This window comes from Streptomyces sp. SA15 (genome assembly GCF_002291145.1).
Taxonomy (GTDB): domain Bacteria; phylum Actinomycetota; class Actinomycetes; order Streptomycetales; family Streptomycetaceae; genus Streptomyces.
Genome location: NZ_NTGE01000093.1, coordinates 162352 through 175831 on the forward strand (window position 1 = coordinate 162352; position 13480 = coordinate 175831).

Sequence of the window (13480 nt, forward strand, 5' to 3'; positions counted from 1 at the left end):
GGGTGCCCGGGACCGGCCGGGCCCGACGGAGACCGCCGTGAGCGTCCCTCGCAGTCAGTGGGTCGCCGTAGGATGGGCGTCATGGCCAAGACCAGTACGACGACCCAGGGGCTGCGTGCGGCGATCGAGCGCAGCGGCTACTACCCGGCCCTCGTGGCCGAGGCGGTGGAGGCCGCTGTGGGCGGCGAGCCCATCCAGTCGTACCTGGTCCATCAGGAGACGACGTTCGACCAGAACGAGGTGCGGCGGCATGTGACCGTCCTCGTCCTCACCGGCAACCGCTTCATCGTCAGCCACACCGACGAGCAGGCCGCCGACAGCACGTCCCCGACGCCGTACGCCACGACCTCCACGGAGTCGGTCAAACTCGGCCGGATCTCGTCGGTCGTGATCAGCCGCGTGGTCGCCAACCCGGAGCAGTACTCGCCGGGCACGCTGCCCCGCGAGGTCGTGCTGACCATCGGCTGGGGCGCCGTCTCCCGGATCGACCTGGAGCCCGCCGCCTGCGGCGACCCCAACTGCGAGGCCGACCACGGCTACACGGGCAACTCGACGGCGGACGACCTGAGTCTGCGCGTGAGCGAGGCCGGGGACGGCCCGGAGACGGTGCGCCAGGCGCTCGCCTTCGCGCAGGCCATCTCCGAGGCGACCGCGGACGTCACCCGCTGATGGCGCAGCCCGCCTCCGCCTGGGACGCCCACCCGGAACCGCTCGCCCTCGACTCCGCGCCCGTCCCCGCGTACGGCACCGGTTCCCTCGCCGACCTGCTGCCCACACTGGCCGCCGGCCTGGCCGTACCGGGCATGACCGCGGCGATCCCGGAGCTCACCGCCGCCGACCGGAACTGCGTGTTCCTGATCGACGGCCTCGGCTGGGAGCAGCTGCGGGCGCACCCGGACGAAGCCCCCTTCATGAACTCGCTCCTCGGCACCTCGCGCGGCGGCACCGGGCGTCCGATCACCGCCGGATTCCCGGCCACCACCGCGACCTCCCTCGCCTCCATCGGCACCGGTCTGCCCCCCGGCGCCCATGGCCTGCCCGGCTACACCGTGCGCAATCCGGACACCGGCGAGCTGATGAACCAGCTGCGCTGGCAGCCGTGGACCGCGCCGCACGTCTGGCAGCCGTACCCCACCGTCTTCCAACTGGCCGACCGGGCCGGTGTGCACGCCGCGCAGGTGTCGTCCCCCACCTTCGAGACCACCCCGCTGACCAAGGTCGCGCTCAGCGGCGGCACGTTCCACGGGCGGATGTCCGGCGAGGAGCGCATGGACCTCGCGGCCGAGCAACTGGCCGCCGGAGACCGCTCCCTGGTCTACACGTACTACGCCGAGGTCGACGGCGCCGGCCACCGCTTCGGCGTCGACTCCGACACCTGGCGCGGCCGCCTGATGCACGTCGACCGGCTGGTCCAGCGCCTGGCCGAGCAACTGCCCCCGCGCACCGCGCTCTATGTCACCGCCGACCACGGCATGATCGACGTGCCCTTCGACGAGCAGCACCGCATCGACTTCGACGCGGACTGGGAACTGCGCGCCGGGGTCGCCCTGCTGGGCGGCGAGGGCCGCGCCCGGCACGTCTACGCGGTGCCGGGCGCCGAGAGCGACGTGCTGACCTGCTGGCGCGAGGTCATCGGCGAGCAGTTCTGGGTGGCCTCGCGGGACGAGGCGGTCGCGGCCGGCTGGTTCGGGCGGCCCGACCAGGTCGAGCGGCGGGTGTACGACCGGATCGGCGACGTGGTCGCCGCCGCGCGCGACGACGTGCTCCTCATCGCCTCGGAGCGGGAGCCGAAGGAGTCGTCGATGGTCGGCAACCACGGTTCGATGACCCCCGCCGAGCAGCTCGTCCCGCTGCTCGAAGTACGCTCCTGACGTCCGCCGGCCACCATCCGCCACCGAAGACCGCAAGGTGCTCAACCCGCCATGCCCGAGCTGGTGTTCTTCTGCAAGTGGAGGCGATGTGCTGGTGCGGGGCGCGCGCCGCGCACAACGCCCGCACGCTGGGCGGCGAGATGGTGGTGGAGGGCGAGCAGGTCGTCGTCGGAGATGTGAACCGCCCGGCCGCGGAGGTCGGTTACGAGGTGCTGTGCCGACGCCACCACCGCCGCCGGATGACCAGCGCGTCGGTGAGCATCGCAGGCCAGCTGCCTTGACCTGCGGCGTTGTTCACACGGTTGATCCGTGGCTGACCGCCGGCCAGGATCAGCGCGGCCGCCGCAGCAGCGAGAACCGCGCGCCCTCCGGGTCCGCCACCATCGCCACCCGGCCGTGGGCGCTGTCCCGGGGCTGTTTGAGGACGTGGCCGCCCAGGTCCGCCACGTGGGCCGCCGCCTCGTCCGTGTCGGCCACTTCGAAGTACGTCACCCAGTGCGGCCCCCGGTCGCGGGGCACGGCGCCTCCCACGCCGTGGATGCCGGCGACGGGGCGGCCGCCGATGTGCAGGGTCACGTAATCCAAGTCGGTGGACACCACCGGCTCCTCCTCGTGACCGAACACCGTCTCGTAGAACTTGGCGACGCTCACGGACTCGAAGGTCAGCAACTCGTGCCAGGCCGGCGTCCCGGGCACCCCGCCGATGGACGTGCCGAGGTGCGCCGCCGCCTGCCACACCCCGAAGACGGCGCCCGACGGATCGGAGCCGATCATCAGGCGTCCGGCCTCCCCCGCGTCCAGCGGGCCCACCCCGACCGTGCCGCCGCACAGCCGTACCGTTTCAGCCGTCAAATCCACGTCGTCCGAGGCGAGGTAGGGCGTCCAGGCGAGGGGAAGGTGGCGGTCGGGCGGCAGTTGGCCGATTCCGGCCACCTCGTGTCCGTCGAGCAGGGCCCGGACGTAGGGGCCGAGTTGCTGGTGGCCCGGCCGGAACTCCCAGCCGAACAGCGATCCGTAGAACTCCTGGGTCGCGGCCATCCCGTGCACCATCAGACTCACCCAGCAGGGCGTGCCGGGCACGTGCCGAGCGTGCGTCTCGCCGTTCGGGCCGGCCGACCCCCTTGGCTCGGTCATCGTCACTCTCTCCTCGGCCCCTCGCGGTGGCCATGTCGCTTCCGCTCCGACGGAACCCCGTGCCGATGCTCGCACCCCCGCGCGCCCCGGGCGCGTCGCCGGGCCGTGGCCCGTGCCCGTGCCCGTGCCCGTGCCCGGAGAATGCCCGCTGTCCGCGTTCCCGACCGTGTCCGGGTGATGGCCTACAGGTGTCGATCGGCTGTACAGCATGTGCCCGATCCAGTACGCCTCGTGATCGGGCCTGCCCGGCGGGCAGAGTAGCCGGACATGGGCGAAGGGGCCACCCCGTGCGCGAGGATGGTGGCCATGAACGCCATCATCTTCGCATCCGAACTCGCCGGCCACCTGGCGGGCCAGAACCCGCCGGTCCTGCTCGACGTCCGCTGGCAGCTGAGCGTCGCCAAGGCGGCCGGGGAGCCGTCGTTCGACGGCCGTGCCGAGTACGCGGCCGGGCACATTCCCGGCGCCGTCTTCGTCGACCTGGACAGGGAGCTCGCCGCGACGCCCGGCACCGGCGGTCGGCACCCGCTGCCCGACCTCGCGGAGTTCGGCGCCGCCATGCGCCGCGCGGGCGTCTCGTCCGGGACGCCGGTGGTCGTGTACGACGGCGGGCAGGGCTGGGCGGCTGCCCGCGCCTGGTGGCTGTTGCGCTGGACGGGTCACCCGGACGTGCGGGTCCTCGACGGCGGGTTGCCGGCGTGGCAGGGGGAGCTGTCGACGGAGGTGCCCGAGCCGGCCGAGGGCGACTTCCAGCCGGTGCCGGGCGCGACCGGGCTGCTGGACGCGGACGAGGCCGCTGCGCTGGCGCGTTCCGGGGTGCTGTTGGACGCGCGGGCGGGAGAGCGGTACCGGGGCGAGGTGGAGCCGATCGATCCGGTCGGCGGGCACATCCCCGGGGCCGTGTCCGCGCCCACGAACGAGAACGTGGGGGCGGACGGACGCTTCCTGCCCGCGGAGGAGTTGGGCGCCCGGTTCAAGGCACTGGGCGTGTCCGACGGCTCGGAGGTCGGGGTGTACTGCGGCTCGGGCGTCTCGGCCGCCCATGAGGTGCTGGCGCTGGCGGTCGCGGGAATCCCGGCGGCGCTGTACGTCGGCTCCTGGTCGGAGTGGTCCTCGGATCCGTCGCGGCCGGTCGCCGTGGGGCCCGACCCTCAGTAGGCACAGGCCGTGGCGTCCGACGCCCAGTAGGCGCACACCTGGAGGGGCCCGCACCGACCGGCGCGGGCCCCTCCAGACGTCGTACGACTGATCCGGTGTCGTACGACTGATCCCGATGTCGCACGACCGACCGCTGCTGCTTCCTACTCCTGCTTCTTGCGCCGTGTGCCGAACACGATCTCGTCCCAGCTCGGGACGGCCGCTCGGCGGCCCGGGCGGACGCCGTCCGCCTCCGCCTGGCGGTCGGTGGCGCCGATCAGGCGGTCGCGGTGGCTGGTGACGGAACGGGGCATGAGGACGTCCGCGTAGGCGGAACCGGCCGAGGCCGCGGGGGCCGGTGGCTCCTCCTCCTCGGGTTCCGGGGCGGAGGGCTCCTCCACCTCGGGTTCCTCCACCGGGCGTTCCGGGACCACCAGGTCGCCCCGGAAGCTGGGCACCGCCTCCAGCAGGCTGGTCAGCGAGTCCCGCTCGCCCGCGCTCTCCTCGGCGGGCTCGTCGAGCGAGGGCGGCAGGCTCGGCCGCTCCCGGTCGAGGGCGCGGTCCAGCGGACGGTCGCGCGGCAGCCGTGCGATGCGCGGTACGAAGGGAAAGCTGGGCTCCGGGCTGGCGGCGAGGTCGTCGGACTCGCCGATCAGCGAGCGCGCCTCCTCGTCGACGGCCTGGACGAGCCGCCTGGGCGGGTCGTACGTCCAGCTCGCCGAGTGGGGTTCGCCCGCGACCCGGTAGACCAGCAGGACTTCCCACGTGCCGTCGTCGCGGCGCCACGAGTCCCACTGGACGGTGTCCTTCTCGGCGCCGCGCAGCAGCAGTCGCTCCTGGACGGCCTCGCCGAGCTGGGGTCCGGCGGCGTTCTCGCCGGGACGGCGGACGGGGGTCTTCCTGGCCCGCTCGGCCATGAAGGCGCGCTCCGCGAGCACAGGGCCCTCGAAGCGCCGTACGCGATCGACGGGGATCCCGGCCATCTGCGCGACCTCTTCCGCGGTCGCGCCTGCTCGTATACGCGCCTGGATGTCTCGGGGGCGGAGATGGCTCTCCACCTCGATCTCGATCTGGCCGAGGCGGGGACGGTCGCCGCGCACGGCGGCGCGCAGGCGTTCGTCGATGGGAAGCGTGTACTCCGTAGAGTCGGCAGCCTTCAGCACCAGCCGTGTGCCGTCATTGGAGACGGCCACGACACGCAGTTCGGGCATGGGGACCTCCCGGGTGGTGCCTGCCGACGTCACGTGCGTCGCTGCTTCCGCTAGTCGAGTGTGGCCTGCCCGGGTGCAGCCTGCCACAACCTTGCCGAGTTGCCCGGCGTGTCGGGCACTGGCCCTGGAACGCCGTTATGGCACGGTTACCTATTCGCAACGCTAAGTGACCAACTCCGTCACCCTGTGCAACTAGCCCCCTCATGGCGGTCCTTGAAGGCCACGGACGCCCTGGCGGGAGACCGGACCCAGGGCTCGCAACAGTACTCCATTTGGGCCACGTGCGTGGATTGGCACGCCGCCCAACTTCTGGCAAGGGATGGCGCCCGGCCGTCGTGGCACGGTTTTCCGGATCTTGAACGTGGCGTACTTCACGCAATCGCCAGAAACGGAACTAATGGCTTCGGCCGTACGTCGCCTTCCGCGCGGTTGGTTGACCAAGTCCGTCCCCCAGCGCGTCCGCTACGCCCCCAACACCCGCCGCAAGTAGTCGTTGTGGAACCGGCGATCGGGATCCAGCCGGTCCCGCAACGCCGTGAACTCGCCGAAGCGCGGGTACACCTGGGCGAAGTACTCGGCGTCCCGTGTGTGCACCTTGCCCCAGTGCGGCCGGCCCTCGTGCGCGGTGAAGATCCGCTCGGCGGCGGTGAAGTACGCCTGGTAGGGCGCCCCCTTGGCCATGTGGACGGCGATGTACGCACTGTCGCGGCCCGAAGCGGTGGACAGCGTGATGTCGTCGGCCGGGGCGGTGCGTACCTCGACCGGGAAGCTGACCCGGAGGGCGGAACGGTCGACCGTCGCCTTGAGTTCGCGCAGCGTGTCGGCCAGGGCCGCGCGCGGGACGGCGTACTCCATCTCCACGAAACGCACCCGGCGCGGCGACGTGAAGACCTTGTAGGGAATGTCGGTGTAGGCCCGCGCGGACAGCGCCTTGCTGGAGATCTGCGCGATCGCCGGCACCGTGGCGGGCACCGCGCGGCCGACCCACTGGGCCACCTGGAAGACGCCGTTGGAGAGGAACTCGTCCTCGAACCAGCCCGCGAGCTGCCCCACCGGCTGCTCCGGGCCCGCGCTGCGGTTGTTGCGCTTGGTGTTGGTGCTGCCGGTGTGTGGAAACCAGTAGAACTCGAAGTGCTCGTTCTCGGCCCACAGTTGGTCGAACTCGGCCACGACCTTGTCGAAGGGCATCGGCTCCTCGCGCGCCGTGAGCAGGAAGATGGGCTCGACGGCGAAGGTGATCGCGGTGACTATCCCGAGGGCGCCCAGGCCTATTCGGGCCGCCGCGAAGACTTCTGGATTCTCCTTCTCCGAGCAGGTGAGCACCGAGCCGTCGGCCGTGACCAGCTCAAGCCCCTTGATCTGCGCGGCGATCGAGCCCGACTCGCGGCCGGTGCCGTGCGTACCGGTGCTGGTCGCCCCGGAGACCGTCTGCTCCATGATGTCGCCCATGTTGGTGAGCGACAGACCCTCGCGAGCCAGGGCCATGTTGAGCCTCTTGAGCGGAGTGCCGGCCTCGACCGTGACCGTGCCGGCCTCGCGATCAATGCCGCGGATGCCGGTCAGGAGTTGAGGGCGGATCAACACACCGTCCGTGGCGGCGATGGAGGTGAAGGAGTGCCCGGAGCCGACGGCCTTCACCTTCAGGCCGTCCTCGGCGGCCTTGCGCACCGCGTCGGAGAGTTCCTCGACGGAGGCGGGAGCGACCTCCCGCGCGGGTCGCGCGGCGACATTGCCTCCCCAGTTACGCCATGTGCCGTTCTTCCCGCTCGCTGTGCTGCTCAACGGTCCCTCCCCGACGCGGAGCCGGCCTGCTGAGCCGGCGGTACCCGAGGAAACCGACCGCGACCGCGACGGCTCCGGACACCGCCGGAACCCCGTACCCGGCCCGCGCACCGGCGGCGTCGATCACCCAGCCGGCCACGGAGGAGCCGAGCGCGACCCCGACCGCGAGCCCGGTGCTCACCCAGGTCATGCCCTCGGTCAGTTGCGCGCGTGGTACGTGCTGCTCGATGAGGGACATCGTCGTGATCATCGTGGGAGCGATGGACAAGCCCGCAACGAACAGCGCCACGGCCAGAAGCGGCAAGTTTCCGACCAGTAGGAGGGGGATCATACTCACGGCCATCGCGCAGACGCCCAGCAGCCAGCGAGGTTCGGGCGCTCCCTTGAAGCGCAGCAGCCCGAACACGATCCCGGCGACGCAGGAGCCCGCCGCGTACAGCGCGAGGACGACGCTCGCGGCGCCCTTGTGCCCCTGCTCGTCGGCGAAGGCCACGGTGACCACGTCGACGGCTCCGAAGATCGCGCCGGTCGCCACGAAGGTGGCCACCAGGACCTGCAGGCCCGGGGCGCGCAGGGCCGTGCCGGAGCCGCGGTGCTCGCGCGGATGCGGGGCGGGCTCGGTGGCGCGCTGCGCGGTCAGCCAGAAGACGCCGACCGCCAGGAAGCAGGCGGCGAGCAGCGGGCCGGCCTCCGAGAACCAGGCCGTGGACAGCCCGATGGAGATGATCGGCCCGAAGATGAAGCACACCTCGTCGATCACGGACTCGAAGGAGTACGCCGTGTGCAGTTGCGGAGTGCCCCGGTAGAGCGCCGCCCAGCGGGCCCGGATCATCGCGCCGACGCTGGGCACGCAGCCGATGCCGACGCAGGCCACGTACAGCGTCCAGTCCGGCCAGCCGTAGTGCGCGGCGAACAGCAGCACCGCCGCCGCGACGAGCGAGATCAGCGTCGCCGGACGCAGCACCCGCCGCTGCCCGTACTGGTCCACCAGACGCGACACCTGCGGACCCGCCACCGCGGCGGCGAGCGCGATGGTGGCCGACAGGGCACCTGCCAGGCCGTACTGCCCGGTCAGCTGGGAGACCATGGTCACCACGCCGATGCCCATCATCGACAGCGGCATCCGGCCGAGGAGGCCCGCGGCGGAGAAGCCCTTGGAGCCGGGGGCGGCGAACAGGGCGAGGTAGGGGCTGGGCAACGGGGTCTCCGGAATGGCTCAGTAAGGTGCGAACGCAGTCGATACAGCTTACTGATTAGGTGACCCTAACGCACCCCTGCCGACGGGGCCGACCAGCAGTGGTCACCCCGCCGTTTCCGGGCTGTCAGTGCCGGGTGGCAGGATCGACCCATGCCAGACGCGCTCGATGTCACCCCCCACGACGCCACTCCCTACGACGCCCTGCTCCTGCTCTCGTTCGGCGGCCCCGAGGGCCCGGACGACGTGGTTCCGTTCCTGGAGAACGTGACGCGGGGGCGCGGTATCCCCAAGGAACGCCTGAAGGAAGTCGGTCAGCACTACTTCCTGTTCGGTGGGGTCAGCCCGATCAACGACCAGAACCGCGCCCTGCTGGACGCCCTCCGCAAGGACTTCGCGGACCACGGCCTGGACCTGCCGATCTACTGGGGCAACCGCAACTGGGCGCCCTACCTGACGGACACCCTGCGTGAGATGGTCACGGACGGCCACCGCCGCATCCTGGTCCTCGCCACCAGCGCCTACGCCTCCTACTCGGGCTGCCGCCAGTACCGCGAGAATCTCGCCGACGCGCTGGCCGCCCTGGAGGCCGAGGGCCTGGAGCTGCCGAAGATCGACAAGCTGCGGCACTACTTCAACCACCCGGGCTTCCTGGAGCCCATGATCGACGGCGTGATCGAGTCCCTCGCCGACCTCCCCGAGGACGTCCGCGACGGTGCCCACATCGCCTTCTCGACCCACTCGATCCCGACCGCGTCCGCGGACACCTCCGGCCCCATCGAGGGCCACGGCGACGGCGGCGCGTACGTCAGGCAGCACCTGGACGTGGCGCAGCTGATCGCCGATGCCGTCCGCGAGCGCACCGGCGTCGACCACCCCTGGCAGCTCGTCTACCAGTCCCGCTCCGGCGCCCCGCACATCCCCTGGCTGGAGCCCGACATCTGCGACCACCTGGAGGAGGGGCACGCGGCCGGGGTTCCGGCGGTCGTCATCGCGCCCATCGGCTTCGTCTCCGACCACATGGAGGTCCTGTACGACCTCGACACGGAGGCCAAGGCCAAGGCCGAGGAGCTGGGCCTGCCGATGCGCCGCTCGGCCACCGTCGGCGCCGACCCGCGGTTCGCCGCCGCGATCCGCGACCTCGTCCTGGAGCGCGCCGCGGTCGAACGCGGCCAGGAGGTCACCCCCTGCGCCCTGGGCGCGCTCGGTCCCGATCACCATCTCTGCCCGATCGGCTGCTGCCCGGCTCGCGCCCCGCGCCCCGCCGCCGCGGGCGCCGACAGTCCCTACGTGTGAGGAGCCCCGTGACCGACCCCCTGCACGCGGAACTGCTGAAACTGGCCCAGGAGGCCGCCCGCCGCGCGGGCGCGCTGTTGCGGGACGGCCGCCCGGCCGACCTCGCGGTCGCCGCGACCAAGTCGAGCCCGATCGACGTGGTCACCGAGATGGACATCGCGGCGGAGAAACTGATCACGGACCTGCTCTCCGAGCACCGCCCGGACGACGGCTTCCTCGGCGAGGAGGGCGCCTCCACCGAGGGCACGAGCGGCGTCCGCTGGGTGATCGACCCGCTCGACGGCACGGTCAACTACCTGTACGGGCTGCCCACTTGGGCCGTCTCCATCGCCGCCGAGCAGGACGGCGAGAGGGTGGTCGGGGTCGTCGCGGCCCCGATGCGCGGCGAGACGTACCACGCGGTCCGCGGCGAGGGCGCCTGGGCCACCGGCGCCTGGGACGGCGAACGCAGGCTGGCCTGCCGCCCCGCGCCGCCGCTGGAGCAGGCCCTGGTCTCGACGGGCTTCAACTACGTCACCGAGGTCCGCGCCCACCAGGCCGACGTCGCCCAGCGGCTGATCCCGCTGCTGCGCGACATCCGGCGCAGCGGCTCGGCCGCGGTCGACCTGTGCGACGTGGCCTCCGGCCGCCTGGACGGCTACTACGAGCGCGGCCTCAACGCCTGGGACCTGGCCGCGGGCGACCTGATCGCCCGTGAGGCGGGCGCCCTGACCGGTGGACGCCCCGGAGAACGCCCCGCACGTGACCTGACGGTGGCTGCCACCCCGGGCGTCTTCGAGCCCCTCCAACAGCTCCTGGAGGACTTCGGAGCCTGGCACGACTGACGGCACCCCACACCACCACAGCCCACAGCCAGGGCCCACCAACCCCCACTGTCCCCACGCGCCGGCCGCGAGGGAGCCGAAGGGGCGCGCCGGTGTCGAGAGGCCGAGCGCGCGGAGGCCCGAAGGGCTGAGCACGGTCGGCCTCTCGACACCGGCTTGGGCGCCCCGTAGGCGACCGAGCCATCAAAACGGCGCAAAAACAGCGGGGCCCGGCGCTGGATTCGCCGGGCCCCGCCGCATTGCCGTGCGAGCCGATCAGACGCTATACGCGCCGACCTCCACACCGTGTTCGGCGGCGAGGCGGCGCAGGTCGTCGAGCTCGGCCTGCTCCACCTCGACGAGGAAGTCGTCGCCCTCGTCGCGAGCCCGCGTCAGGTCGGACTCGGTCGCCCTTATGCGCTGCAGAAGTCCTGCGGTGAATGCGTCCATGCTGCGCCCCCTCGTCCTGGGTCGTGGGTCGGTGGCACGGGGGTGTGCCGTTCGGAAGGGGCGATCACGTCTCCGTAGGTGCCCAGCGCTGCCCGGTGCTGGGCGGCGACGGTGCCGGACACCCACGCCCACTCTGCTGCAAGCGGATCGCGGAGTGCCGCATGGTGGTACGGCACGTGCAGAGCGTGATCGCGGGGTGTAAAGCCGTCCTCCCCCCGCTCTCTTCCACGGAAACCTCAACCGGAGGAGAAAATCTCGGATTCCCGGGCCTCATACCTGTCCTTGGGGCTGCGCTCACCCGCCTTACCGCCGACTTATGGCCGAAAAGGGCAGGATGGAGGTCTACACACCGACCAAGCCCCCCTGCCCGCGTGCCCGAGAAGCGCTACGCGGGTGGACACAGGAAGGACAAGCGACGTGCGCGTACTCGTCGTCGAGGACGAGCAGCTGCTCGCCGATGCGGTGGCCACCGGACTGCGCCGGGAGGCCATGGCCGTCGACGTCGTGTACGACGGTGCGGCCGCCCTGGAGCGCATCGGAGTCAACGACTACGACGTGGTCGTCCTCGACCGCGACCTCCCGCTCGTGCACGGCGACGACGTCTGCCGCAAGATCGTCGAGCTCGGCATGCCCACGCGCGTGCTGATGCTGACGGCGTCCGGTGACGTCAGCGACCGTGTGGAGGGTCTGGAGATCGGCGCCGACGACTATCTGCCCAAGCCCTTCGCGTTCAGCGAGCTCACGGCACGCGTGCGTGCCCTCGGTCGGCGCACCAGCGTGCCCCTGCCGCCGGTTCTGGAGCGCGCCGGGATCAAGCTGGACCCCAACCGCCGCGAGGTCTTCCGCGACGGCAAGGAGGTCCAGCTCGCGCCCAAGGAGTTCGCCGTCCTGGAGGTGCTGATGCGCAGCGAGGGCGCGGTCGTCTCCGCCGAGCAGCTCCTGGAGAAGGCCTGGGACGAGAACACCGATCCGTTCACGAACGTCGTGCGGGTCACCGTCATGACGCTGCGCCGCAAGCTGGGCGAACCTCCGGTCATCGTCACGGTCCCCGGCTCGGGCTACCGGATCTGATCCCCCGTGGCCGCGACCCCCGCGCCTCCCCAGGCGCCTCCGAAGCCCACCTGGGACCCCCGACGGCCCCAGGCGCCGTGGCTGCGCCCGACCATCCGGATAAGGCTCACGCTGCTGTACGGCGGGATGTTCCTGATCGCCGGCATCCTGTTGCTGTCGATCATCTACCTGCTCGCAGCGCAGGCGCTCAACGTCGGCAGCGACCTGCCGTTCAAGATCGTCGAGGGCAAGGTCACCAGCACCATCTGCAACCTGCCCGACCAGGCCTCGCCCGCCGAGTTCAACAACGCCATGAACCAGTGCGTCAACGAGCAGCGCCAGCACGCCCTCGACAATCTGCTCAGCCGCTCGCTCCTGGCCCTGCTCGGCCTCGCGATCATCGCCTTCGCCTTCGGCTACGCCATGGCGGGGCGTGTGCTGTCGCCGCTCGGCCGGATCACCCGCACCGCGCGCGCGGTGGCGGGCTCGGACCTGTCCCGCCGTATCGAGCTGGACGGCCCGGACGACGAGCTTAAGGAGCTGGCGGACACCTTCGACGACATGCTGGAGCGGCTTCAGCGGGCGTTCACGGCCCAGCAGCGCTTCGTCGGCAACGCCTCGCACGAACTGCGCACACCGCTCGCGATCAACCGCACGCTCCTCGAAGTGCATCTGTCCGACCCGAACGCGCCGGTGGAGCTGCAGCAGCTCGGCAAGACGCTGCTGGCCACGAACGAGCGCAGCGAGCAGCTCGTAGAGGGCCTGCTGCTGCTCGCCCGCAGCGACAACCAGATCGTCGAGCGCAAGCCGGTGGACCTCGCCGAGGTCGCCACGCAGGCCATCGACCAAGTGCATGGCGAGGCGGAGGCCAAGGGTGTGGTGATCCGCGGCGAGCAGAAGCCCGCCGTGGTCCAGGGCAACGGCGTGCTGCTGGAGCGGATCGCCCTGAACCTCGTACAGAACGCCGTGCGGTACAACGTGCCGGAGAACGGGTGGGTTGAAGTGACGACGGAGATCCAGCACGGACAGGCGGTCCTGGTCGTCTCCAACACCGGTCCGGTGGTGCCGGCGTACGAGATCGACAACCTCTTCGAGCCCTTCAGACGGCTGCGTACAGAGCGCACGGGCAGTGACAAGGGTGTCGGGCTCGGTCTGTCCATCGCCCGGTCCGTGGCCCGGGCGCACGGCGGGCACATCTCGGCTCAGCCGCGTGACGGAGGGGGACTCGTCATGCGCGTGACCCTTCCTGTCTGAGAGCATGGCCCCCGCACACGATCCGACACACGGGGATGTTCGCTTTGCGCGGAATTTTCGGGGCACCTGCCGACCGTCCGCCGAGCGTCTCCCTGTGTGATCGATCACAAGAGCGAATTTCCAGCCATATACTCTCCGTGATCATGTGGTCTGCCGGAAAGCCGGGAAAGTCCGGGTTTCCGGGGGTCCTGATCACGGGAAGTACACGGTGAGACGCCTTTGAAGTGCGGGATTCGGACCGTGTACGGTCCCGATCGCCATCCAACCCGATCACTCATGAGGAGTCCGGTTGGGTGT

12 protein-coding genes and 1 pseudogene are annotated in these 13480 nt (G+C 71.3%); 8 read left to right on the plus strand and 5 right to left on the minus strand.

Translation table 11 applies throughout. The features are described from left to right. Positions 1–72: 72 nt before the first annotated feature. The 3 genes and pseudogenes from CLM62_RS17565 to CLM62_RS17575 all read left to right on the plus strand — a co-directional run. Positions 73–669 (plus strand): DUF5998 family protein, encoded by a 597-nt coding sequence (locus tag CLM62_RS17565; protein WP_095750817.1) that lies wholly within the window; start codon positions 73–75, stop codon positions 667–669. After that, complete coding sequence (locus CLM62_RS17570) at positions 669–1871, plus strand: alkaline phosphatase family protein (RefSeq protein ID WP_095750818.1); 1203 nt, start codon at positions 669–671, stop codon at positions 1869–1871. The genes CLM62_RS17565 and CLM62_RS17570 overlap by 1 nt, the downstream gene beginning before the upstream one ends. A gap of 71 nt (positions 1872–1942) precedes the next feature. Continuing rightward, positions 1943–2152 (plus strand): annotated as a pseudogene (locus tag CLM62_RS17575) (thymidine kinase); the annotation flags it as partial. A gap of 49 nt (positions 2153–2201) precedes the next feature. Here CLM62_RS17575 and CLM62_RS17580 read toward each other — a convergent pair. Then, the gene (locus CLM62_RS17580) at positions 2202–3005 is read right to left on the minus strand and encodes a VOC family protein (RefSeq protein ID WP_095750819.1); all 804 of its coding nucleotides are present in this window, start codon (positions 3003–3005) and stop codon (positions 2202–2204) included. Between the two features lie 306 nt (positions 3006–3311). On the opposite strand from CLM62_RS17580, the gene CLM62_RS17585 reads away from it, so the two are divergent. Then, positions 3312–4163: a sulfurtransferase gene (locus CLM62_RS17585; protein ID WP_095750820.1), complete on the plus strand. Its 852-nt coding sequence runs from the start codon at positions 3312–3314 to the stop codon at positions 4161–4163. A gap of 143 nt (positions 4164–4306) precedes the next feature. On the opposite strand, the gene sepH is transcribed toward CLM62_RS17585, so the two are convergent. The 3 genes from sepH to CLM62_RS17600 all read right to left on the minus strand — a co-directional run bounded on the left by sepH (position 4307) and on the right by CLM62_RS17600 (position 8333). After that, complete coding sequence (sepH, locus tag CLM62_RS17590; protein ID WP_095750821.1) at positions 4307–5353, minus strand: septation protein SepH; 1047 nt, start codon at positions 5351–5353, stop codon at positions 4307–4309. A 462-nt stretch (positions 5354–5815) separates the two neighbouring features. Then, positions 5816–7135: a D-arabinono-1,4-lactone oxidase gene (locus CLM62_RS17595; RefSeq protein WP_095750822.1), complete on the minus strand. Its 1320-nt coding sequence runs from the start codon at positions 7133–7135 to the stop codon at positions 5816–5818. Continuing rightward, on the minus strand, positions 7095–8333 hold the full coding sequence (locus tag CLM62_RS17600) for an MFS transporter (protein ID WP_095750823.1): 1239 nt from the start codon (positions 8331–8333) through the stop codon (positions 7095–7097). Before CLM62_RS17600 ends, CLM62_RS17595 begins: the two co-directional genes overlap by 41 nt. Before the next feature lie 150 nt (positions 8334–8483). Here CLM62_RS17600 and CLM62_RS17605 point away from each other — a divergent pair, with 150 nt between their 5' ends. Next, complete coding sequence (locus CLM62_RS17605) at positions 8484–9626, plus strand: ferrochelatase (RefSeq protein WP_095750824.1); 1143 nt, start codon at positions 8484–8486, stop codon at positions 9624–9626. 8 nt (positions 9627–9634) lie between these two features. Beyond that, positions 9635–10450, plus strand: a complete 816-nt coding sequence (locus CLM62_RS17610) for an inositol monophosphatase family protein (protein WP_095750825.1) — start codon at positions 9635–9637, stop codon at positions 10448–10450. Between the two features lie 255 nt (positions 10451–10705). On the opposite strand, the gene CLM62_RS50065 is transcribed toward CLM62_RS17610, so the two are convergent. Next, positions 10706–10879 carry a hypothetical protein gene (locus tag CLM62_RS50065; protein ID WP_172629090.1) on the minus strand — a complete coding sequence of 58 codons (174 nt, stop codon included), beginning with the start codon at positions 10877–10879 and terminating at the stop codon, positions 10706–10708. 417 nt (positions 10880–11296) lie between these two features. Here CLM62_RS50065 and CLM62_RS17615 point away from each other — a divergent pair, with 417 nt between their 5' ends. Together CLM62_RS17615 and CLM62_RS17620 are read left to right on the plus strand one after the other, a co-directional pair. Then, positions 11297–11950, plus strand: coding sequence for a response regulator transcription factor (locus tag CLM62_RS17615; RefSeq protein ID WP_007385219.1), 654 nt, complete (start codon positions 11297–11299; stop codon positions 11948–11950). A gap of 6 nt (positions 11951–11956) precedes the next feature. After that, on the plus strand, positions 11957–13183 hold the full coding sequence (locus tag CLM62_RS17620) for a HAMP domain-containing sensor histidine kinase (protein ID WP_095750826.1): 1227 nt from the start codon (positions 11957–11959) through the stop codon (positions 13181–13183). Positions 13184–13480: the final 297 nt, after the last annotated feature.

Coding starts and splice junctions, on each gene's coding strand:
- CLM62_RS17565 (WP_095750817.1), top strand. CDS start 73: ATGGGCGTCATGGCCAAGACCAGTACGACGACCCAGGGGCTGCGTGCG.
- CLM62_RS17570 (WP_095750818.1), top strand. CDS start 669: ATGGCGCAGCCCGCCTCCGCCTGGGACGCCCACCCGGAACCGCTCGCC.
- CLM62_RS17580 (WP_095750819.1), bottom strand. CDS start 3,005: ATGACCGAGCCAAGGGGGTCGGCCGGCCCGAACGGCGAGACGCACGCT.
- CLM62_RS17585 (WP_095750820.1), top strand. CDS start 3,312: ATGAACGCCATCATCTTCGCATCCGAACTCGCCGGCCACCTGGCGGGC.
- sepH (WP_095750821.1), bottom strand. CDS start 5,353: ATGCCCGAACTGCGTGTCGTGGCCGTCTCCAATGACGGCACACGGCTG.
- CLM62_RS17605 (WP_095750824.1), top strand. CDS start 8,484: ATGCCAGACGCGCTCGATGTCACCCCCCACGACGCCACTCCCTACGAC.
- CLM62_RS50065 (WP_172629090.1), bottom strand. CDS start 10,879: ATGGACGCATTCACCGCAGGACTTCTGCAGCGCATAAGGGCGACCGAG.